This is a genomic window from Sodalis sp. RH16 (assembly GCF_047324245.1).
Lineage (GTDB): Bacteria > Pseudomonadota > Gammaproteobacteria > Enterobacterales > Enterobacteriaceae > Acerihabitans > Acerihabitans ligni.
Genome location: NZ_CP178737.1, coordinates 3,496,556 through 3,519,811, shown reverse-complemented (window position 1 = coordinate 3,519,811; position 23,256 = coordinate 3,496,556). Strand labels below are relative to the sequence as shown.

Below are 23,256 nucleotides of genomic sequence, written 5' to 3'. Positions count from 1 at the left end.
TGATGTCCTGAGCTGAGATATTGAAGGCAGGGTTTTCCCCTGCCTTCTTTTTTTATCATATAATCGCTATACCGGGGATAAACGGGGGGATTTTTTATCCAAACTGTTGGCAAAGGGGTTTTCTGGCGGTAACCTGAAAGCACGTTGTGCTCACTGTTCATTTTCCCCTGGAACCCTTCAAAATGTTTGAAAATATTCCGTTAGCTCCTGCCGATCCCATTCTCGGCCTGCTTGATCTTTTCCGTGCCGACCCGCGTCCGAACAAAATCAACCTGGGCATCGGCGTCTATAAAGATGAAACCGGCCAAACGCCGGTGCTCACCAGCGTAAAAAAAGCCGAACAAATATTGCTGGAAAGCGAAATCACCAAAAACTATCTTGGCATCGACGGCCTGGCCGCCTTCGGGCAATGTACCCAGGTTCTGCTGTTCGGCGCCGACAGTCCGATAATTGCCGCTAAACGCGCCCGCACCGCGCAAACGCCGGGGGGCACGGGCGGGCTGCGGGTGGCCGCCGATTTCCTGGCGAAAAACACCGCCGTAAAGCGCGTCTGGATAAGTCAACCCTCCTGGCCGAACCATAAAGGCGTGTTCGCCTCCGCCGGCCTGGGCACTGCTGAATATGCCTATTATGACGCGACAAACCATACGCTGGATTTTGAGGGCATGCTGCAGGGCCTGCAAAATGCCCAGGCCGGCGATGTGGTGCTTTTCCACGGCTGTTGCCATAATCCCACCGGCATCGATCCTACCGAGGCCCAGTGGCGCATTCTGGCGGATTTATCCCGTGAAAAGGGCTGGCTGCCGCTATTTGATTTTGCCTACCAGGGTTTCGCCCGCGGTTTGGAAGAAGATGCCCAGGGCCTGCGGATTTTCACTGAAAACCACAGTGAAATGATTATCGCCAGCTCCTATTCCAAGAACTTCGGCCTGTATAACGAACGGGTGGGGGCATGCACCCTGGTGGCGGCGGATGCCGAAGCCGCAGACCGCGTTTTGAGCCAGCTGAAATCCTGTATCCGCGCCAACTATTCCAACCCGCCGTCCCATGGCGCCGCCGTTGTGGCGACCATTCTGGGCAATGATGCGCTACGTACCTTGTGGGAGCAGGAATTGACCGGTATGCGTGAACGGATTAAACGCATGCGTCAGCTGTTCGTCAGTACGCTGCGGGAAAAAGGCGCGCAACAGGATTTCGAGTTTATCAATCAGCAAAACGGCATGTTCTCGTTCAGCGGATTAACCAAGGAGCAAGTGCTGCGGCTGCGGGATGAGTTCGGCGTTTACGCGGTCAATTCCGGCCGGGTGAATGTGGCGGGCATGACCACGGACAATATGGCGCAGCTGTGCGAAGCCATTGTTGCCGTGCTGTAAGCCGGTCCCACGCCAAAATAAGAATACCGTCTTGCTAAAGACGGTTTGAGCTTTTGACAAAGTGCCCGGTCGGGACAGGCTGCCAGATCGTAAACACGCCGTGAATCCCTCCCTGGAGGCTCGATCCGCGCCATCCCTGGCGCGGACGGTTTACTCTTCTGGCAGCCTGTCCCTTCTTATTAGCTCCGAGTACGTTGTCAGCAGTCTGAAACCGTCTTGCTAAAGACGGTTTTTTTTGGGTCGGGCGCGGCTCTTTTAGGCCGGCATTATAAAAAAGGGTTGGTCAGGCGCTCATGGCCCAGCGTTGACATGGCGCCGTGGCCGGGAATAAACGCAATATCGTCCCCCAACGGCAACAGCTTGGTGCGGATTGAATTGATCAAGGCCTGATGGCTGCCGCGGGGAAAATCGCTGCGACCCACGCCGCCTTTGAACAGCACGTCGCCCATCAGAATGATATGCGCGTCGCGATTATAAAATACGATATGTCCGGGCGTGTGGCCGGGGCAGTGCAATATCTCGAACCGCTCTTCCCCAACGCGTACTTCCTCCCCTTCCTCAAGCCATTGATCGGGGGTGAGGGGCGGGCACTCATCCAAACCGAACATCTGGCTTTGCTCCGGCAGCGCATCCAGCAGAAAGCGATCTTCGCTCTGCGGGCCGACAATGGGTACGCCATAATGAGCCGCCAGCTCAGCCGCGGCGCCCACATGATCCAAGTGGCCGTGGGTCAGCAGAATCTGTTTTACCGCCACGGCCCTGGCGGAAACTTCCGCCATCAGCTTTGCCGCCTCGCCACCGGGATCCACCAGCGCCGCGTCCCCGGTTTTTTCACACCAGATCAGCGAACAATTTTGGCTAAACGCCGTCACCGGTACAATATGGTATTTCATAACTCTCCGAAAATGCGATTAAACGCCCGCCGTCAACGGGTTACGGCCCGGACAAGGGTATAGGCGAATAGCAGCGCTGTCATCCTACCAGGCTCTTACCGGACCGGTATCGATATGCACAAAGTTACTGCTTGGGTAATAACCTACTCCGCCCATACGCATTTTCATAGCCGCTTTTCGGATATTGCTGAGCTGAACGCCCTCAATATGAAAGTCCATGGCTTTACCCAAGGTATGATAGCTGTGTTTTGCCACACCCGAACTGTGTTCACGCAGCTCATTGTTCGTTTCGCGGGAACGATAGCCAGAAATCAATTGTACCGGCTTGCTGGTGTCCAGCATCATTTGCAGCCGATAGATATGATCGAACAAGCGCGGGTCAATGCTGGTTATCTTATTGGCCCGGTAATCCCGGAAAAAATGATTCAAGCGGGACAATTCCGCCTGATTATATCCTTTACCGTTAAAAAATTCGGTCTTTAAGGTTTCGCCGGTATTGAGATTATTGAGATGAAGGATACGGGGACGAGGTGTGGAAAGCATGGCGAACGAGGCATTGGGAAGGAGGGCGATGCCCATCGTTGCGCAGCTTAGCGCCAATAATTTTCGGCGATGTTGATTTATAGGATCCATGAGCAAAATAACCAGTTGGCATAAGGAAACGGACGAATAGCACATTAGCGCACCGTCCGGAACCATAACCGCTGAAAATGAAGCAGTCAACCCACGGTTTGTCAAGGTTTGCAAAGGCTCACAAAATGACCGGTCGGGGCTCAACGCTCCCCGACCAGAACAATTCTCATTTCTTCAGCTGGTTATTGCAGTAGCCGTTCCGCATTGGGCAGGCTTTTTACACCGATTTTAACGGCGCTATCATAATTGTAAATATCTGTGCGGAACTGCGGTTTACCATCTTCCGCCACCCACGCGGTGAGGTAAAACAGATTTACCGGTATCTGATGGCGAATGGAGACGTAGGTGGTATTGCCCTGTTTGAGCGTGGCGCTGACCCGCGCATCGCCCCAGCCTGCGTCCTGCAGCAGCATGTTGGCCAAATCCGAGGCCTTGTTCACCCTGACACAGCCTGAACTGAGCGCGCGCATATCGCTCAGGAACAGATTATGGTTCGGCGTATCATGCAGATAGATCGCGTCGGAACTGGGCATATTGAATTTGTAGCGCCCCAGGGCGTTATTGGCGCCCGGCACCTGGCGAAGGCGGTAAGGGAAATGGGCAGGCGATATCATATTCCAGTCGAGAGTGGCGGGATCCACCACTTCCGCATCGCTGCTCCAACCGGATAACAGGGTAAAACCATTGCGCTGCAGGTAGCCCGGATCGCGCATAGCCTTCGGCACGATATCTTTCTGAACCAGCGAGGTGGGAACATTCCACGGCGGATTCAGCACCACGCTGCTGAGCGCGCTGCGCATCAGCGGCGTTTTGCGGCTTGGGCGGCCGACGATGACCCTTGATGACAACACTTCGGTGCCCTGGTGATAGTACACCAGCGAATAGTTGGGAATATTCACCTGGATGAAGGTGTTAAATTGTTTATTCAGCAGCCGCAGGCGCTGGATATTCAGCGCCAGCAGGGTGACCCGGACCTGAGGCGAGACATTGAGCCATTCGCGGGTCTGGCGGCCGATAACCCCGTCAGGGTTCAGTCCCTGCCAGCTTTGAAAACGCTTGACGCCATCCACCAGCTCAGGTGTGAAAACCTTGTCCTGGGGATCGACGGTGGCGATGACCGAAGGATCCGATGTGGAAGCGGAGGGTTTGGGAGAATCGGCGGCCGGGCTGACCACCACCGACTGCTGCGCGTCGGTCACCGGCGCCGGCGCGCGGGCATCGGCGGGGGCGTTATCCGCGGTGGGCACCGGCGCCGGCTGCGCCGCGACCAGCATGCCGCTACGCCGCAATATTTCCCTCAGGGCCGGAATATCATCGCTGATTTGCCCCGGCCGCAGGCTTTCCTGGCCGTTCAGCCGCGGCCAGGGGTGGGTGTCGGACAACATGGTTTTCAACGCCTGGTGCATTTTCAGATATTGAGGGTTCTGCGGCGCGAGGCCGGCGACGAACCGGCCGATGCTGCCGTCATGCACCGCATGCAGCCAGTGTTGAACCGCCAGCTCCGGCGGTGGGGTAAGCACGTACGGGCCGTCGTTGAACAGCCATTTTTCGCCGTTTTGATCGACGCCGGAGACAAACTGCAAATATCCCAGCATCGCATCGGAGAGAATGACGTCCCGCGCCATCGCATTGACGCGCGGATCGGTTAACCACTGCGTCCAGACAATAAACTGAGGCTGGACGCCGGATAACGCCAACTCCGCCAGCTGCTGCTGGAACTGCTGCACCGCGTCGCGATCCTGCCACAGCGGCTGGTTATGGTGAGCGGAATAAATCAGCGCCAGCTGGCCGGCATAAAAGGGTTTGATGCCGGCGGGCATCACTGCCGCCAGCGCCGCAGCGCTGTGACCCAAGGTATGGGTCTCAGGCAATATAGGGGCGGTGGCCACCTGCGCCCTGGGAGCAAACAGCGGAAACAGGCACGAAGCCAGCAGGCAGCCGGTCACCGTACGTCGCCATACCACGGTACTTGTCAGTAACATCCTTTGTCCCCTGTATGCTGAATTGTTAATTATTATCGTCCTATTTTCGCATGGGACTTTTCCTTAGTATATAAGCAGAAAGCCAAATATGCGTTACGGAAATTGCGAAGAAATTAACAAACTTTTCAACGGAGCGAAACAGGAGGAAAAAAGCCGCCTCGCGGGGCTCACACAGCTGACAAGCATACTCGGAGCTAATGGGGAGGGGCAGGCTGCCAAAAGAGTAAACCGTCCGCGCCAGTAACCAAAACGCCCGGAGCGTTTTGGAACAATGCCGCCAGGCGTTGGCCCGCAGGGCGGCTGCCTGGGATGGTAGCCGTAATCACGCGGATCGAGCCCCCAGGGACGGGTTCACGGCGTGTTTACGATCAGGCAGCCTGTCCCGACCAGGCTAGGATGCTTCCTGCGCCGCGACGGGCGCCGGCGCGGGCAGTTCGTTGGCGAAGCCGCGCAGGCCCACGACATGTACGTGTTCCTGATTATTGAAGACCTTTCTCACCAGCTTATAGGTGGTGCCTTTTTCCGGGCTGATATTTTCCGGCGCGGCGATAATCAGCTGCATCTGCAGGCGGTCGCACAGCTCAAACAGCGTGGCGATGGATTTGGCGTCCAGGCGCGCCGCTTCATCAAGGAACAGCAGACGGCACGGCGAAATATCCTTGCCCCGCAGCCGGCTTGATTCCTCTTCCCAACTTTGCACCACCATCACCAATATCGACATGCCGGTACCGATGGCCTCACCGGTGGAAAGCGCCCCGCTCTCCGCCCGCAGCCAGCCGTCCGCACCACGATTGACCTCCACTTCCATTTCCAGGTAGTTGCGGTAATCCAGCAGCTCTTCACCGATGGTCTGCGGCGTCCGCTGCCCCATATCGATTTGCGGGTTGAGCCGCTGGTATAATTTCGCCAGGGCTTCGGAGAAGGTCAGCCGGTTACTGCTGAACAAATCCTGATGCTGCTCCTGCTGCTCGCTGAGCACGCTCAGCAAGGTGGCATGGGCCTCGCGTACGTTGACATTGAGCCGCACGCTTTTCACCTGGCCGAAGCTAACCGCCTGCAAACCCTGGTTCAGCATACGGATACGGTTTTGCTCGCGCTGAATGGTTTTACGGATGATATTGGCCACGCTGCGGGAGCTGATGGCAAGTTTTTGCTCGCGGGCGGTGAGCTCTTCGGTCAGCCGGCTCAGTTCGATCTCCATTTGCTCAATGGCGTCCACCGGATCGTCGGTGCGGATGATATCCTGCCGGATACGCTCGCGCAGATGCTGATAGACGGCGATGAAGAACTGGATTTTACGCTCCGGCCGCTTCGGGTCTTCCGATAAACGCAGCACATCCCGCAGATGCTCGTTGTCGGCCACCGCCAGGCGCAGAGCGCCCAAGGCCTTGTCGGACATGGAACGCAGATCGTCCGCCTCCATGTACGCCAGTTCGCGGCGATGCAGCCGCCGCTCGACGCCGTTGTCCTTCACCAGGCGCATCACGGCACACCAGCCGGCCTTGGCCGTCACCACCTGCTCGCGCATCTGGTGGTAATCCCGCTCCAGCTTGTTCAGCTTTTTCTGCAGGCCGTCCATTTCCGCCTCGCAGAACGTGATCTGTTTTTCCAGCTGATTGCGGCGGCTGCGGTTCTGGCCGAGGGAGGCATGCAGCTGATCACGCCGCTCCCGGGCGCGCACTTCCGCCTCGGCATCGGCCTGTACGCCGATATCCTGCAACTCCTGCGTCAGCTCCTGGTACATGTCCCGTTTGGCGTCGAAGGCGCTTTTCAGCGACGCCAGCACCTGATTCAGCTGGGTGAGCCGGGCCTGATGCTGGCGCAAGGCGTCCCGGGCCCGGCCGCGTTCGGCCTCTGCCTGCTCCAGCCGTTGGCGCAGCTTATCGTTGAGGTCCGAGTTTTCCGTCAGCATGCCGGCTGAATCGGAATAACCGAAATGGGCGCGGCGCTGCACCACTTCCGTCAAGGCGAAAGCCTGTTGCTTTGCCAGGCGCTGCGTTTGCTGCGCCTGCAGGTAATCCGCCTGCAGCTGCTCATGCTGCTCGGGGTCGTTTTGCAGCACCGCCGCCAGCGGTTCCAGTTGCTCCAGGGCGGCGCCGTGGGTTTGCAGATAGCGCACCGCATCCTGTGCCTCTTCCCACTCCCCCTGGATGGTCTCGAGTCGATCCGCCAGAGTGTCGTCCAGCAGGACACTTATGCGGGGGATGAGCCGATTGAGCAGGCTGAGTCCTTCCCGCGCCGATTCGTACTGCTGGCGCTGCTGCTGGTGCTGGTTTTCATGATCGCTCAGCAGCCGTTCAAGCTCGCCGCGGCGGCTGGTCAACGCACGGATCTCCGCTTCCGGATCGCTTTCGAACGCTACCCCCAGGTGGCTGCCGACAAAACGGCCGAAAGCCTGATGCAGCCGCTGCAGCTTTTGCACATCAAATGAGAGGGTGGCATAACGTTCAGCCAGGGCGTCGCGCTCGGCATTGAGGCTTTCCAAGCGGTTTTCACGGGCGGCGCGGCCGAACAGCGGCACCGCCGGGAAGCGGGAATAGCGCCATTGCCGATCGGCGACCTTCACCAGCACCGCTTTTTCCAGTTCTTCGATGCCGAAAACGCTGTCATCGAAGGACTGCGGATCCCCCTCAATCAGATAGAGATCGTCCGGGCAGTCGTCCAGGCCGTCCAACTGGTCGCGTATGCGGGATAAATCCGGCACGACGATGGCATGGCGCGAGGGTCCGTACAGGGCGGAGAAGTATGGCGCATCGTCAAACGTGACATCATCGTAGATTTCCGAGAGCAATACGCCGCCGAAACGTTCCGCCAGGGTAGCCAGACGCAGGTCCTCGCTGCCCCCCGGATGGCTCAGACGTTCAATTTGCTCCTCGATGCCCCGCTTGACGCCGGCCACTTCATCACGTTCCACCGTGGTCTCGCGTTCGCGTTCCAGCAGTTGCTGCATATACTCGGTAACCAGGGAGCCGCTTTCAAGGTGCTCACCGCTCTGATCTTCGAGCGCGGTCAACGCGTCCTGCGCCGCCAGCCATGCCGGGGCACGCTGGGTCAGCATTTGCAGCCGCTGCGCAAGCTGGTCAAATTCCTGCCGCAGCCCCATGCGGCGCTCGCCGGCCTCGGACACCGAAACCGACAGCGTTTCAACCTGTGCCTCCAGCTCTTGCTGCGCCGCGTCCAGCTCTTCCGGCTGGTAATCGGTCCCCAGACGTTTGCTGAAATCCGCCAGGAGACGCTGTGCGTCCTGCTGTTCACGCAGACGCTGTTCCAGTTCGTTCAACTGGCCGCGCAGCGGATGCAACCGTTCGGCCTGATGCCGCAGCGAGGCCGCGTCGCGCAACAGCTCACGGGCCGCCTGCCAGGCTTCGCCGCGGGGCGTAGCTCCGGCAATCCGCTCCACCAGCCCGTAGGCTTGCTCAAACTGGCTGTGCGCCGCCTGGGCGACGCTCAGCTTTTGTTCCAGTTGCAGCAGGGCTTCGGTGGCTTCCTGTTCCTTGTCCTGGAACAGCGCCAGTTCACGCTCGGCGCTGTCGGCGGTCAGATCCGGCGCCTGGCAGAGCTCGCGGGCGCGCTCCAGCGCTTGCAATGCCTGCTGGTATTGAATGGCGCGGGTTTGCTGCACATCCAAGGCCTGCTGGTAATCGGCGAGCTGGCTTTTAAGTTCGTCCACCTCAAGCTCGGCGGCCTCCAGGCGGGCCTCATTATCCTGCTGGATCCCGCTGGCCTCCGCCACCACTTCGGTCTGCTCTTCCAGGCGGAAGGTCAGCTCATCGATGTCGTCGCGATAGCGGTTAACCTTCTCCTGCTGGCGCATGGCCGTTTGCACCAGATTCAAATGATCGCTGGCCGCCTGGTAGTCGGTTTCCAGATCCGACTCGCTGCCCATCACCTCCGCCAGTTCACGCGCCATGTCCACATGACGGTACTGCTCGGCCGCCAGCTGTTTGCGGCTGCTGAAGAGATCGCGCCGGAGGGAAAGCGCCTGATCAAGGTGCAGGCGCCGCTCATTGGCATGGCGCATATAGTCCGCCGCCACATAAGAGGTGGCCTCGGAAATCAGATGCTTGAAAAGATCGCGGTCCGATTGGGTGACCCTGATGGCCTCCAGCGTCATGCGGTTTTCCCGCAGGGCGGCTTCCATATCCTGGAATGCCTTGCGTACGCCGCTGTTTTCCGGCAGCAGGTAATCCCGCAGGGATCGGGTAATGGCGCTGGAGATGCCGCCGTACAGCGACGCTTCAATCAGCCGGTAATACTTGCTGCGATCGGCGGCGGAGCGCAGACGGCGGGGAATCACCCCCAGGTCGAACATCAGGGAATGGTAATCGGTGATGGAATTGAAGATTTTAAACTGCACCTCTTCATGCTCTTCCACCCGTTCCTTGACCTCCTGCAGGCTCAGCACGCGCGCCTGGCGATCGCCGACGATTTGCGTCAGGATCTCCGTGGGCTGCACCGCGACGGGCAGGCCCTGGATCATGAAGGGCTTGATATCCACCTTGCGATCGCGTCCGGCGATTTGCTGCAGCCGCACGCCCACCAGCACCCGCTGATGGCGGGAGTTGATCACGTCAAGGGCGGCATAGCAGACCCCGGCGCGCAGTTTCCCGTGCAGGCCTTTGTCCCGCGATCCGCTGGTGGCCCCGGCTTCCGTGGTGTTACGAAAATGCAGTAAGGTCAAGTCCGGAATAAGCGCGGTGATAAAGGCGGCCATGGTGGTGGATTTTCCCGCGCCGTTACCGCCGGACAGGGTGGTGACCAACCCGTCCAGATCGAAAGTACGGGCGAAGAATCCGTTCCAGTTAACCAGTGTCAATGAGCGAAATTTACCACGTTCAATCATGCCTGTTCATCCTCGGCGCTATCTGACTCTCCGTCATTCATCATGCCGTTTGCGTCATTATCGTCCTGCTCGTCATTCAGGGATAATGCCTGCTCGATTGGCATCGCCTCGCCATCGCGTATCATACGCAACTGGGCCTCGCGCGGGTCGTCGCCGCTGCGCACATCGGCACCGAAACGAAACACCGCTTCTGTGATACGGAATTTGGCGGCATCGTTGCCCATAAACCACACCATGCCTAACCGCCGCAGACGATTGAGGGAGGTACGGACCTTTTCCTGCAGCTTTTGCCGGTCGAAATCCGAGCCGGTGGAACGCTGATTCACCAGTTTAAGCAGTTTGTTTTCATCCGCCAGGCTGAGCAGTTCGTCGTAAAGCTCCTGCTGGGTGAAAATCCCTTCATGGGCCAGGCGCTCGGGACTGAGATAGAGGTAGCAGAGTATCTTGCCCACCATCATATCCAGCTCGGACAATACCGAACGAGGAATAAGCGTCGTAGACCGCGGGCGAAGATAGAAAAAGCCCTCCGGCGCGCGGACCAGTTCCACGTTATAGCGGCGATAGAAGCCCTCAAGCTCCTCCTGGAAATCCATCAGGAAAGCGTGATTGTCCAGCTCTTCGACGCCGATATGCCGACCGGAACGCAGCTGGCTGTCCAGCGCCGGGAACAGCGCGTTACACAGCGCTTTAGCCAGCTTAACCGGCATGTTTTCTTCAGTACTTATCGATGACATGGGCCTGTACCTTAGCACCGTAATCGTTGATTGCCTGCCACTGCGGCGGTAATCCGGAAAAATCTGATTCGGCCACACCCAGACGTACGGCCTGATCAACCAAAATGCGCGCAACGTCGAACTGCCGCGCGCGCGGGAAGCGTATCAGGTAATCGCGCATCACCCGGCCGAGATCCAGGGGCAACCGCTGCTGCTTATACACCGCCAGGGCGTTTTCCACCATGGCGGCCAGCTGCTCGCGGATTTCATTGAATTCTTCGTACTCCATATCCGGCGGCAATTCGCCGGTGACTTCTTCGGTACGCAGCATCAATTCTTCATCGCGCATATCCAGCAACCGATCGGCATTGGCAAAAGTCAGCGTCCAGGGCTGCTCGAAATAGTGCTGTACCGATTGCCGCAGACGCTGGGCGAATACCCGGTTTTTATCCATATCGATGGCGGTGCGGATAAACCGGTGCACATGCCTGTCATAGCCAATCCAGAGATCGATGGCCTGCTGGCCCCAGCTGGTAATGCGATCCAGCTTGTTCTGCAGGTCAAGCACCAGCTTATCGATAAAGACGAGATGCTGGTGTCCCAGCGTCGCATCCTGAATGCGCAGCAGGTTGGCCTGCAGCTTGTCCCCCGCCGCTTCCAGGGTATCCTGCAGTTCCCGCAGGGTGCCTGAGGTTTCCGACAGCAGGGATTCGCAGCTGGCGATGGCGGCGCGCCAGTCCTGGTTCAACAGTTCGGCGATGTCGTCTTTCACCGATTGCTGTTGTTCATCCATGATGCGCTGCGTCATATCGATACTGTCGAATATTTCCGCCACCGAATATTTCAAGGGCGCGAACACATTGCGGTGCCAGTGAAATTCATCGCCGTCTTCTTCGGCCGCTTCGGCCGCCCGCTGAAGTTCCTGGGCGACGATGGACAATTGCACAGACAGGCGCAGGGTGGAAAATTCGCGCTGGCGGATATAGTAGTCGCTGATGCCGATGCCCAGCGGCGTCAGACGGTAGATGGCATTGCCTTCCACCTGCTCGCTGATGAAGCGGTTGAGCAATCGCTGGCGCACCAGGTCATTAATGGCATTATTGGCGCGCAGCGTCACCGTTTCATGGGTTTGTTCAAAGCCCTTGCTGACGTGGCGGAAAGCGTCCACCAGTTCCCCTTCGGTCATTTCGCCGTCCATCCGCTCGCTGTTGAGGGTGGCGATGGCCAACACAAAAGCCAGTCGCTCAATGGGCAGCGACAAAGAGAAATCATTCTTACGCGCCCAGGCCACCAGTTCGGGTACAGTCTGGGAAAATTCACTCATAATCCATCCTTCAGGGGAAGTTTATGCGCCATGACGTGGATGTAGCGTCCCATGCCGATAAAGGGTTCCTGCCGGCAATACCGCTGCTCCATCGCCAATAATGCCGGAAAATCATCCTGTTGCTGCTGCTTGTTTTGCAGGTAGTCATGAAACACCCGGACACCGCTTTTGCCGCTGACGGTCATCCCCATATCGGCCAGCCAGCCGTAGACCTGTTCGGGATCGCAGGGATGATCCGGCATTAACGAGCGTTTTTTCCGTTTCGGCATGCCTGATTTCACAAATTCGATATTGCCCAGGATCATATTACGCATAACCAGACCGTGCTTATTGTAAAACATTAATGACAGAGCGCCAGCCGGGGCCAGATATTCATAAAGTTTGTACAATAGCTCCCTGGGCTCGGCTACCCACTCCAGGACCGCATGCAACAATATCAGATCAACCGGCCTTTCCAAATGGGGGGCAACGGTCTGCGCGGCGCTTTGTACAAATTGCATGTTATCCATCACACCTTGGAGACTTGCCAGTTGCCGCGCCCGCGCTAACATGTCGGCGGATACATCGCACAGCAATACCCGATGACCGAGGGCCGCCAGTTGGCAGGCCATGCGCCCCTCTCCGCCGCCGGCGTCGAGAATGTAGAGCGGGCGCGAGGGCAACCTGGTCAACAGTTCCTGCAAATCCTGCCATACCACCGCCTGGCGGATCAGGCCCTTGGTGGTGCCGTAAATATTACCCACGAATTTTTCGGCGATATCATCAAAATTGCGGTCCTGCATGATAGATGCTCCGGGCATGGCGTTCGCTACAGGCGTTTTTACCATAAACCCGCCGTGAATAAACTATTTTGTCACAGGCTGACTTAGAATGGATCTTTATGGCGCCGGATCGTGCCTGGTTGCTTAGATTTCACCCAATAGGAGCGTTTTTTGATGCTTTTTGCGCTTAAAAAAATAGTCGGCGGCCTGCTGTCGCCTTTACCGCTGCTTATGCTGCTGATGGCGGCGGGCCTTATTCTGCTTTGGTTCAGCCGCCGGCAGATAACCGGCAGAATCCTGGTATCCCTAAGCTGGCTTACCCTGCTGCTGTTAAGCCTGCAACCCATTGCGGACAGGCTGCTCGCTCCCTTGGAAGCGGCCTATCCCACTTATGACGATACCGGGACCAGCATCGCTTATGTGGTGGTGCTGGGGGGCGGGTATACCTATAATCCCCATTGGGCGCCGAGCTCCAACCTGGTCAATAATAGCCTGCCGCGGGTGGTGGAAGGTATCAGACAGTACCGAAACCATCCCGGGTCCAAAATGGTCTTCACCGGCGGCGCGGCGGCGGACAATCCGGTCAGCAGCGCTGAAACCGCCGCGCGGGTAGCGGAAAGCCTCGGGGTCCCGGCCGGGGATATCATCAAGCTGGAAAAGCCCCGCGATACCGGGCAGGAAGCCGCCGGCGTCGCAGCCCTGGTGGGCCGGGCACCGTTTCTTCTGGTGACATCGGCCAATCATTTGCCGCGGGCAATGCGTTTCTTCCAGGCCTCGGGCCTATCGCCGATTCCGGTGCCGGCTAATCAGCTGGCAGTGACCAGTGCGTTGAATTTCTGGGAGCGGATTTATCCCTCGGCGCTCTGGCTGGGACATACGGAACGCGCCTGGTATGAGACTCTCGGCGGACTTTGGCAGAGGATGACCGGCGATTCCGCCACCTGAGTTCAGGGGGGTCAATCCAGCCAAGGCCGCAGCTCGGGACCGGCCTGTTGGAACACGCCGCGATCGAGAAAACCGGTATGGATATAGCGGGCCGCCGCCTCCCAGATAGCGTAAATCCAGCGGCGGTAAAGAAAGGCTTCCGATACCGGCGCCTTGCTGAGGTAATGGTACAATAGCTCTTTCGCCATGCCGTCCTCGCACAGCCGGAACAGATCATATTCCCTTGGCGCCCATAACATCGGGCCGGGGTTGAGCATCGCCAGCAACTGGTCGGTGCGGGAATCTTTCAGCATGCTGCGCAAGGTAAGATTGCCGTGCACCAGCACGCAGTTTTCAGGGTCCTCCGCGAACAGCTTTTCCCTGCTTTGGCGGGTGCGGAACAATAAGCTTCGATCTTCATAGGTCAACAGCGGGGCCGAAACTTTCAGCAGGGTTGACCAAATCACTTCCATACGCTGCGCGTACCATTTCGACCAGGTATTATCCTGGGTACTGTCCACCGTGCCCACTAAGCCATGGCTATCGATGCGATGCCAGGCCAGCACGCATTCGACGATATGATCTTTCAGCAGCGCCCAGCGCTGGGGCGTCCGGGTGGGCGCTTCCACCGAAACTCCGCGCAGGCGTTCCATCAGCAACAGCTCTTTATAAGGCGCTTGCTGGGTGACCACCAGTCCGTATACCGTCGGCAACCGCACGTCCCCCTCACGGGCCAGCATGGAGAGTTTGTAGGCTTCCTGCTGGGCGATACCCTGGCAGACGTAACTTTTCGCCAGCAAAGACAGCGGATTTCCTTCCTTATCGTACATGGCGTAAAGGTGTGCGTAGGGCTGTTCGCTAATCCGTTCGAGGCGGCTTAAAGGCTCGCCCAATACAGCGCTTAACTCCGCTTTCAACTGTTCCATGACAGATAGAACCTTAACCAGTAATAATAAAGAATGAATAATATACACTCGTCATGATGCTGGCATCGTCAGGAAAATTCCTCGTTTCAGATCAAGCTTTAGCGGAAAAGACCGGTAATCGAGGCAATGATACCGAATTAGCGCCGCTAATCCGGTATCAATCTTAATGTATTGGCATTACGGCTGTTGCAACAGCTGGCGGACCAGGTTCAATTCTTCCTGGGTATCCACGCCGAGACCCGGCACTTCCCTGGCCACCGCCACATGGATTTTTTCACCGTACCAGAGCACTCTGAGCTGTTCGAGCATTTCGATTTGCTCCAGGCGGCTGGGGGACCAATCGACGTAGCGGCGGATAAAACCGGCCCGATAGGCATATATGCCGATATGCCGCAGGAAGGTATCGCCAATCTGTTCCCGGGACTGTGTGAAACGCTCGCGATCCCAGGGAATCGGCGCCCGTGAAAAGTAGAGCGCGAACCCTTTGGCATCCATGACCACCTTAACCGCATTCGGGTTAAAGGCTTCCTCCGCCGTGCGGATCGGCACCGCCAGGGTAGCCATGCCCGCCTCGCAGTTCGCCAGGTTATCCGCGACCTGACGGATAATCGACGGCGGGATAAGGGGCTCGTCGCCCTGCACATTCACCACGATTTGGGAATCTTTGAATTGATAGCGTTCAATCACTTCCGCCAGGCGTTCGGTACCGGAGTGATGGTCGGCCCGCGTGAGGCAGACCTCACCGCCCGCCTGCCTGACCGCGTCCACCACGCCGGCATGATCGGTGGCCACAATGACACGATCCGCCCCGGACTCACGGGCCCGCTCCATCACATGCACCACCATCGGCTTACCATTGATATCCGCCAGCGGTTTGCCCGGCAAACGGCTGGATGCGAACCGTGCGGGAATAATAGCAACAAAACTCATTGATTTGTCTCGTCCAGGGTCATTGCGCGGGCCTCGCTTTCCAGCAGGACCGGGATACCGTCGCGAACCGGGTAAGCCAAGGCATCTGACTTGCAAATAAGCTCTTGTTTTTCTTTGTTAAAATAAAGTTTCCCATTACATACCGGGCACGCTACGATTTCCAGTAAACGATGATCCATGTTTCCTCCAGCCTACATATCCCGCCATGGGTTGATGGCCCTGAGGATAGCATATTGCGCTGCCGGGCGGGAATGGAAGAGTGCCGCAATAGTGTGTAAGGAGCCAGAAGAGTGCCTGAGAACATCGCCACCTCCCGCCTATCGCAACAGGAGGCCATAACTATCAAATTTTGTACAAAGGTGATTGATCTCGAGATGTTAAAAGCGTAGTATTTTTTGTGAGCCACATCACAGTTTCGGAATTTAAGAGACAACCTGCCATGAAAACAGTAAATAAAATCATTGCTATGTTCGCTAATTTTAGCCGCTAAGCAAGAAATACATCGCTCTCTCGGCCTGATGGTATCCCCATCGGGCCGATTGTTTTTTTGGGCTGGTCAATTCGAAGGCGCGGTTCCTTGGCGATAGCGCCGGATAAGTTGTTCAATGGGTGCTAGCAACGATTCTTCATCCCCCTCCGGCAATCGGGCATTCACCGGGATATACCACCAGTTCTCCTGCGCGAACTCCCTGCATTTAACCGCGTCTTTCTCCGTCATTACCAGGACCTGTCCCGGCGAGGTCAGGACAGACAGCTGTTGGCGCCGATAGGACTGATGATCGGCGAAGGAGACTTCCCGTACCGGCTCGACGCCCTGTGCGCGCAGCGTGGCAAAAAAGCGTGGCGGATGGCCGATGCCCGCCATTGCCACCACCTGGGAAAGGCTTTCCACTTTCCGGGTCTGTCCGCTGACAAGATTAACGGCCTCCCCCGCCAGCAGCCGCATCGGCACCTCCCCCGGCAGCGCACGGCCGCCGTTGGTGATGATCGCGCTGACGCTTTTTAGCCGAGAGGCACGCTCGCGCATCGGGCCGGCCGGCAGCCACCAGCCGTTGCCGAACCGCCGCTCGCCGTCTATCACCACCCATTCGATATCGCGGGCCAGCGCATAATGCTGCAATCCGTCGTCGGTGATCACCACATCCAGGGGCTGCTGTTTCAGCAAGGCCTTCACCGCGTCGACGCGGCTGGGGGAGACCGCCACCGGTGCGCCGGTGCGCCGAAAAATCAGCACCGGCTCATCCCCGGCCTGCCGGGGATGGGTTTTGTCGTCCAGCAGCAGCGGATACCGTTCGGCCCGGCCGCCATAGCCGCGGGAAACGACGCCGACCCGCCATCCCCTCTGCTGCAAATGCGTCACCAGCCACAATACCACCGGCGTTTTTCCATTGCCCCCCGCCGTCAGATTTCCCACCACCACCACCGGCAACGGGAAACGCGAGGTTTTGCGCCAGCCCCGCCGGTAGCTGGCTTTAATCAGGGCGCTCACCAGTCCGTACAGCCAGGAAAAGGGCAGTAAAAGCCAATACCACCGCGTTCCGCCGAACCAGATGCGATCAATCATTGCCGAACTGCAGCCGGTAGAGTTGGGCATAGGCGCCTTTTTTAGCCAATAGCTCTCCGTGCGAGCCGCGCTCAACGATTCTGCCGTCTTCCACCACCAGGATTTCATCCGCTTTTTCGATGGTTGACAGCCGATGGGCAATCACCAGCGAGGTGCGGTTTTTCTGCAGTTCGTCCAGCGCTTTCTGTATGGCGCGTTCCGATTCGGTATCCAGCGCCGAAGTGGCTTCATCAAGAATCAACACCGGACAGTCGCGCAGCAGCGCACGGGCAATCGCGATGCGCTGGCGCTGTCCCCCCGAGAGCAATACGCCGTTCTCGCCGATTACCGTATCCAGCCCGTGCTCCATTTTTTCAATAAAGTCCATGGCGTAAGCCATGCGGGCCGCATTCTCGATTTCCGCCGCGGTGAACCGGTCCTTGCGGGCATAGGCAATATTATTGGCAATGGTGTCATTGAAAAGATGCACATTTTGTGACACCAGCGCCACCTGATCCCGCAGCGACGGCAGGGTATATTCCCGCAGATCATAGCCGTCCAGCAGCACCTGCCCTTCCTGCACGTCATAAAAACGGGTCAGCAGATTGGCGATAGTGGATTTTCCGGAACCCGAACGTCCCACCAGCGCCACGGTTTTACCCGCCGGGATGGTCAGATTGATATCCCGCAGCGAGGGTACATCGGAGCCCGGGTAAGAGAAGGTCACGTGACGGAATTCAATATTTCCTTCGGCGCGCTCGACAACCCGCGTGCCTTCATCCTTTTCCTTTTCCATATCCAAAATGGCGAAGAGGGTCTGGCAGGCCGCCATGCCGCGCTGAAACTGCGCGTTGACGTTAGTGAGGGATTTCAGCGGCCGCATCAGGGCAATCATGGATGAAAACACTACCGTGATGGTCCCGGCGGTCAGGTTTTGCATAACGCTTGGGAAACTGGCGGCATACAGTACAAAGGCCAGTGCCAGGGAAGCGATAAACTGGATCACCGGGTCGGATACCGACGCGGCGGACACCATTTTCATGCCCTGCTGCCGCATCCGGTTACTGACATGGTCGAAGCGTTCGCTTTCCACCTTCTGGCCGCCGAAAATCAATACTTCTTTGTGTCCCTTGAGCATTTGTTCGGCGCTGGTGGTGACCTGGCCCATGGTATTCTGCATGGTTTTACTGATATTGCGAAAACGCTTGGACACCTGACGGATAGACACGGAGACGATGGGCGCGATAACCACCAGGATCAAGGAGAGCTGCCAGCTGTAATAGAACATCATGACAAACAGGCCGATAATCGAGGCGCTTTCACGGATGACGGTTATCAGCGCGCCGGACGACGACGAAGCCACCTGCTCCGAGTCATAGGTGATGCGCGACAGGAGCGTGCCGGTGGATTGCTGATCGAAAAAGGATACCGGCATGCCCATCATATGGCTGAACAGCCGACGGCGCATCTGCATCACCACCTTGCCGGATACCCATGCCACGCAGTAGCTTGAGACAAATCCGGTCACCCCGCGCACTATCATCAAACCGATGACCACCAGAGGCATCCAGACCAGGATTCGGCTGTTGGTTTTACCAAAGCCATCATCCAAAAGAGGCTTAAGCAGCGATAACATTAACGTATCGCTGGCAGCATTAAGAATCAGCGCAATAGACGCGGCGATCAAGCCGGTCTTAAAAGGGGAGATCATCGGCCAGAGGCGACGAAACGTCTGCCACGTGGAGAGATCTTTATCATTTAGCATTCAATTAACCAGCGCTTAGACTAAATAGCCGACCATTCTACCCATTATCCGCCTGGACGCCAAACCACTGGTGATACCATCGGGGCATTATTTGTTCCCGATAACCTTTTATCACCCATTTATCATCATAAAACCGCACGCTGATCTGTCCCGATCGTCCGGTATCGTGCCAGGGAATGCCCTCTTGACGGTATCGAAGACGGATCTTTTCCGCCGGCAGACGCCACTGGTTGAAACGCGCCGCCGATGCCAGAGCGGCCTTGGGCCGCACCGCTCTCAAAAACGGTCTGGTGGACGAAGTTTTGCTGCCATGGTGCGGCACTTGCAAAATATCCGCCCGCAATAAACCGCGACCGGCGCGGATAAGGGCCCGCTCCGCCGGCGCTTCGATATCGCCGGTCAGCAGCACCCGATACTTGCCGTCATCGATTCGAATCACGCACGAATCATTATTATTGGCTTTCGCCACCTGCTTGGGCGGCCACAGCACCTCAAACCGCAACCCCTGCCAGACCCAGCGCTGTCCCTTGAGACAGGGCCGGTGATCGTCGGCGCGATAGGAGCTGGCCACCGGGACGCGGGGATAGACCTTCTTAAGGGTATCCAAACCGCCGATATGATCCTGATGGCTGTGGCTCAGCCAGATGGCCTCCGGCGCCAGGCCGCGCCAGATGAAATAAGGCACGATTTCAGCTTTGCCGATGTCGCCGCCTTTCCAACTGACGCCGGTATCGTATAAAAACACCCGGCCGTTGCGTTCCACGGCCACCGCCAGGCCGTGACCCACATCCAGCATATCCAGCCGCCAGCGTGGACGCTGGTTTTCCTTGGGCTGCAACAGCAGAGCGCTTATCACCGCCATGTTCAACCCATAGGTTTTCCACCAGCCGAAGCGCCAGATAACCACCGCCAGCCAGCCGCCGATACTGAAAGCCATGCCGGTTTCCGCCAGCTCAAACCAGCCTCGCTGCAATCTGGGCAATGGCATGAACACCCAGTCTAGGGAGTAGTCTGCCAAACGCCATAATAACGCGCCCACCTGCGGCTGCAGGGTAAAACACAGGGCCGAAAGAATCAGCGGGGTGGTGATGAATGAAACCAGCGGCACCGCCCAGAGATTGGCGGGTAAGGACCAGGGATTGGCGCCGTGGAACAAACCCCATTGCAGCGGCAGCAGCAACAGGGTCATTCCGGTTTGCAGATGCAGCCAGCGCAGGACGAGCCATCGCTTGCCGGATTGGCAGCCAACCGGCAGCGGCGCCCATTGAAACCAGAAAATGAGTGCCGATACCGCCAGGCAGGATAACCACAGACTGGTGGACAGCACGCTAAGAGGGTCGGTAACCAGTATCAGGGCGACGCACCACAGCCAGACTTGCCAGGCGCTGCAATGGGCTCCGCGTATACGCAGCAGGATCCACAAGGACAGCGCAATCAGGGCCCGGACCGCCGGGAAATTGACGCCGGAGATCCAGACGTAGCCCGCGGCGGTCAGCCAGCTCACCGCCAAAGGCATGGCCGGGCTTATCCAGCGCATCGGCAGGAAAAACTGCCCGCCCCGCCCCACCAGCCAGCCGAACATGGCCGCAAGGGAGATGTGCAGGCCGGAGATGGCCATCAAATGGGCGGTGCCGGTTTGCTGCAGCGCCAATCGGATATTCTCCGGCATGGTTTTACCCTCGCCGAAAGCCAGCGCCAGCAGGATTGACGGCCAGTCAAGCCCCTTGATATGCCGGTATGAATTATCTATCAGCCGCTGGCGCAGGTTGCAGCGGGCATCTATAACCCTGGCCTTGATGACTCGTCCCACCAGCGGCTGATGATTGGCGATGCCCCAGCGCTGGCTGTCGAAACCGCCCTCATTCAGGCGGCTGTGCTGTGGCCGCAGTTTCAAGGTCATCCGCCATTGCTGGCCGGCGCACCACGGCGACGGCAACGACGCCCAGCCTACCGAGGCATAAACCGGCGGGAAGACCCGCCGGCCGCCGGCGTGGGTAATTTTTATTAGCGCCCTCGAGCGGGGATGCTCAGTATAAGAGATGCTGGCGATGGTAGCCTGTACGGTGATTATGGGCCTGGACAGCTGCGAGGTTTGCTGTAATAGATGCCCGGCGCACCAGCATCCCCAGACAAAGCTCGCCAAGGCAACGGCCGCCAGCAGCGGGAAATATGCCCGGCTCATGACCAGCAGCCAGGCTGCGGCCATAATGCCGTAAAGTGTCGCCGTGCCGGGCAATTGCGGCAGCAAGGTCAGCGGCAGCACGCCGAGAATGGCGGACAGGGCAAGGTGATTAAGAGATATCGGCATCCATGATCCGTCAGGAAATGAATCAGCGGGCCCCGGGGGGGAGTATCAACCGATTGTGGAATAGCCTGACGGGCGACGCCATCGCCTTATGATCAGTTATCGCGGCCCGTTCGGCAAAGAGTGCTTTGATTGCAGCGATACAGCTAATGATGCGTATTCACGCGCATTTTCTTGCCGCTTAGGACGTTATCCCTACCGCGAAAACAAAAAAAAGACACCCGAAGGTGTCTTATATGCGAGGTTTTCAAACGCGCTTATAGCATGATCTTTGCGTTATGAACCATAAATATTGGCGCGGTCGCGTAATTCCTTGCCGGGTTTGAAATGGGGGACGTATTTGCCTTCCAATTCCACTTTATCCCCGGTTTTCGGGTTACGTCCGACTCGCGGTGCACGGTAGTGAAGCGAAAAACTGCCGAAACCACGGATTTCGATGCGCTCACCGCTGGCGAGGGTGGTCGCCATATGTTCAAGCATCTCTTTCACCGCATCCTCAACAACTTTAGCCGGTATATGAGCGTGCTGGCCAGCAAGTCTTTCAATAAGTTCAGACTTGGTCATAGTTCCTCCAAGTTCGCGCACCCTCCATCATCAAAGCGGCGCGCGACTCACTTAGCTACCGTCCAGGAGCGGCGATAAAACCGCTCCCCCTTATTATTCGCCTTTAGCTGCTTTGAACGCTTCGGCCATAGCGCTGGAGAAGTTGCCGGTATCTTCCTGCTTGGTATTCACAGTAGCGATAGCTTCTTTCTCGTCAGCTTCGTCCTTGGCACGTACCGACAGGCTCACAACGCGGTTTTTACGATCAACGCCGGTGAATTTTGCTTCAACGTCGTCGCCCACGTTCAGAACCAGTGTAGCGTCTTCAATGCGGTCACGCGAGGCTTCAGAGGCGCGCAGATATCCTTCCACGCCGCCTGCTAATTCAACTGTAGCACCTTTCGCGTCAACTGCAGTGACTTTACCGGTAACAATGGTGCCTTTCTTGTTCAAAGACAAATAGTTATTGAACGGGTCTTCAGCCAGCTGCTTCACGCCGAGGGAAATACGTTCGCGTTCTGCGTCCACCTGCAGCACAACGGCGGCAATTTCGTCGCCTTTCTTGTATTCGCGCACGGCTTCTTCACCGGCCACGTTCCAGGAAATATCGGACAGATGGACCAGACCGTCGATACCGCCGTCCAGGCCGATAAAGATACCGAAATCGGTAATGGACTTGATCTTGCCCTCAACGCGGTCGCCCTTGTTGTGGGTTTCGGCGAACTGCTGCCACGGGTTGGCTTTGCACTGTTTCAGGCCCAGGGAGATGCGGCGGCGTTCTTCGTCGATATCCAGCACCATCACTTCAACCACGTCGCCCACGTTGACAACCTTGGACGGATGGATGTTCTTGTTGGTCCAATCCATTTCCGAAACGTGCACCAGACCTTCAACGCCTTCTTCGATTTCAACGAAGCAGCCGTAATCGGTAAGATTGGTGACGCGGCCGGTCAGGCGGGTACCTTCAGGATAACGTTTGGCAATAGCGACCCACGGATCTTCGCCAAGCTGTTTCAGGCCCAGGGAAACACGGGTGCGTTCGCGATCGAATTTCAGAACCTTGACGGTGATTTCATCGCCGACATTGACGATTTCGCTCGGATGCTTAACGCGTTTCCAGGCCATATCGGTAATGTGCAGCAGGCCGTCCACGCCGCCCAGATCAACGAAGGCGCCGTAGTCGGTAAGGTTCTTGACGATACCCTTGACTTCCATGCCTTCCTGCAGGTTTTCCAGCAGTTGGTCACGTTCAGCGCTGTTTTCGGATTCGATGACCGCACGACGGGAAACGACGACATTGTTGCGTTTCTGGTCCAGCTTGATCACTTTAAACTCAAGCTCTTTGCCTTCCAGATGCAGGGTATCGCGTACCGGACGCACGTCCACCAGCGAACCCGGCAAAAACGCACGGATGCCGTTCAGTTCGACGGTGAAGCCGCCCTTGACCTTGCCGTTGATGATGCCGGTAACGGTAGCGGCTTCTTCGTAGGCTTTTTCCAGCATCAGCCAAGCTTCATGGCGCTTGGCCTTTTCACGGGACAGCAGTGTCTCGCCGAAACCGTCTTCCACTGCGTCAAGCGCAACGTCAACCTGATCGCCGACCTTGATTTCCAGTTCGCCCTGGGCATTTTTGAACTGTTCAATGGGAATGGCGGATTCGGATTTCAGTCCGGCGTCAACCAGAACGACATCTTTATCGATGGATACAACGGTACCGCGTACAATCGAACCGGGGCGGGTTTCGATTTCTTTCAGGGATTCTTCAAAGAGTTGAGCAAAAGATTCTGTCATATTTGAT

General features: G+C 57.5%; 17 protein-coding genes. 2 read left to right on the top strand and 15 right to left on the bottom strand.

Annotated features, from left to right (window positions below):
• Positions 1–182: 182 nt before the first annotated feature.
• Complete coding sequence (locus ACL2XJ_RS16165; RefSeq protein ID WP_413723797.1) at positions 183–1,373, top strand: amino acid aminotransferase; 1,191 nt, start codon at positions 183–185, stop codon at positions 1,371–1,373.
• A 266-nt stretch (positions 1,374–1,639) separates the two neighbouring features.
• On the opposite strand, the gene ACL2XJ_RS16160 is transcribed toward ACL2XJ_RS16165, so the two are convergent.
• The 7 genes from ACL2XJ_RS16160 to cmoM all read right to left on the bottom strand — a co-directional run bounded on the left by ACL2XJ_RS16160 (position 1,640) and on the right by cmoM (position 12,543).
• The gene (locus ACL2XJ_RS16160; RefSeq protein ID WP_413723796.1) at positions 1,640–2,266 is read right to left on the bottom strand and encodes an MBL fold metallo-hydrolase; all 627 of its coding nucleotides are present in this window, start codon (positions 2,264–2,266) and stop codon (positions 1,640–1,642) included.
• An 84-nt stretch (positions 2,267–2,350) separates the two neighbouring features.
• The gene (locus tag ACL2XJ_RS16155) at positions 2,351–2,899 is read right to left on the bottom strand and encodes a YcbK family protein (RefSeq protein WP_132922631.1); all 549 of its coding nucleotides are present in this window, start codon (positions 2,897–2,899) and stop codon (positions 2,351–2,353) included.
• A 182-nt stretch (positions 2,900–3,081) separates the two neighbouring features.
• A complete protein-coding gene (gene ldtD / locus ACL2XJ_RS16150) occupies positions 3,082–4,881 on the bottom strand; it encodes a L,D-transpeptidase (RefSeq protein ID WP_413723795.1) in 1,800 nt (599 codons plus the stop codon).
• A gap of 391 nt (positions 4,882–5,272) precedes the next feature.
• The gene (mukB, locus tag ACL2XJ_RS16145; protein ID WP_413723794.1) at positions 5,273–9,724 is read right to left on the bottom strand and encodes a chromosome partition protein MukB; all 4,452 of its coding nucleotides are present in this window, start codon (positions 9,722–9,724) and stop codon (positions 5,273–5,275) included.
• Entirely contained in the window at positions 9,721–10,458 is a 738-nt protein-coding gene (mukE, locus tag ACL2XJ_RS16140; RefSeq protein ID WP_132922634.1) for a chromosome partition protein MukE, read from the bottom strand. The genes mukB and mukE overlap by 4 nt, the downstream gene beginning before the upstream one ends.
• A complete protein-coding gene (gene mukF, locus ACL2XJ_RS16135) occupies positions 10,439–11,761 on the bottom strand; it encodes a chromosome partition protein MukF (RefSeq protein WP_132922635.1) in 1,323 nt (440 codons plus the stop codon). Before mukF ends, mukE begins: the two co-directional genes overlap by 20 nt.
• A complete protein-coding gene (gene cmoM / locus ACL2XJ_RS16130; RefSeq protein WP_132922636.1) occupies positions 11,758–12,543 on the bottom strand; it encodes a tRNA uridine 5-oxyacetic acid(34) methyltransferase CmoM in 786 nt (261 codons plus the stop codon). Before cmoM ends, mukF begins: the two co-directional genes overlap by 4 nt.
• Positions 12,544–12,696: 153 nt before the next feature.
• Here cmoM and elyC point away from each other — a divergent pair, with 153 nt between their 5' ends.
• Positions 12,697–13,467 carry an envelope biogenesis factor ElyC gene (gene elyC, locus ACL2XJ_RS16125; protein WP_413723793.1) on the top strand — a complete coding sequence of 257 codons (771 nt, stop codon included), beginning with the start codon at positions 12,697–12,699 and terminating at the stop codon, positions 13,465–13,467.
• An 11-nt stretch (positions 13,468–13,478) separates the two neighbouring features.
• On the opposite strand, the gene ACL2XJ_RS16120 is transcribed toward elyC, so the two are convergent.
• From ACL2XJ_RS16120 to rpsA, 8 genes are all read right to left on the bottom strand, one after another.
• A complete protein-coding gene (locus ACL2XJ_RS16120; protein WP_132922638.1) occupies positions 13,479–14,372 on the bottom strand; it encodes a YcbJ family phosphotransferase in 894 nt (297 codons plus the stop codon).
• A gap of 177 nt (positions 14,373–14,549) precedes the next feature.
• Positions 14,550–15,302: a 3-deoxy-manno-octulosonate cytidylyltransferase gene (gene kdsB / locus ACL2XJ_RS16115; RefSeq protein ID WP_132922639.1), complete on the bottom strand. Its 753-nt coding sequence runs from the start codon at positions 15,300–15,302 to the stop codon at positions 14,550–14,552.
• Entirely contained in the window at positions 15,299–15,481 is a 183-nt protein-coding gene (locus ACL2XJ_RS16110; protein WP_132922640.1) for a Trm112 family protein, read from the bottom strand. The genes kdsB and ACL2XJ_RS16110 overlap by 4 nt, the downstream gene beginning before the upstream one ends.
• Positions 15,482–15,858: 377 nt before the next feature.
• Positions 15,859–16,866 carry a tetraacyldisaccharide 4'-kinase gene (lpxK, locus tag ACL2XJ_RS16105; protein WP_413726905.1) on the bottom strand — a complete coding sequence of 336 codons (1,008 nt, stop codon included), beginning with the start codon at positions 16,864–16,866 and terminating at the stop codon, positions 15,859–15,861.
• A complete protein-coding gene (gene msbA / locus ACL2XJ_RS16100) occupies positions 16,859–18,610 on the bottom strand; it encodes a lipid A ABC transporter ATP-binding protein/permease MsbA (RefSeq protein ID WP_132922641.1) in 1,752 nt (583 codons plus the stop codon). The genes lpxK and msbA overlap by 8 nt, the downstream gene beginning before the upstream one ends.
• A 37-nt stretch (positions 18,611–18,647) precedes the next feature.
• Complete coding sequence (locus ACL2XJ_RS16095) at positions 18,648–20,918, bottom strand: ComEC family protein (RefSeq protein ID WP_413723792.1); 2,271 nt, start codon at positions 20,916–20,918, stop codon at positions 18,648–18,650.
• A gap of 273 nt (positions 20,919–21,191) precedes the next feature.
• The gene (ihfB, locus tag ACL2XJ_RS16090) at positions 21,192–21,479 is read right to left on the bottom strand and encodes an integration host factor subunit beta (protein WP_132922646.1); all 288 of its coding nucleotides are present in this window, start codon (positions 21,477–21,479) and stop codon (positions 21,192–21,194) included.
• Between the two features lie 93 nt (positions 21,480–21,572).
• On the bottom strand, positions 21,573–23,249 hold the full coding sequence (rpsA, locus tag ACL2XJ_RS16085; protein WP_132922647.1) for a 30S ribosomal protein S1: 1,677 nt from the start codon (positions 23,247–23,249) through the stop codon (positions 21,573–21,575).
• Between the last annotated feature and the right edge of the window lie 7 nt (positions 23,250–23,256).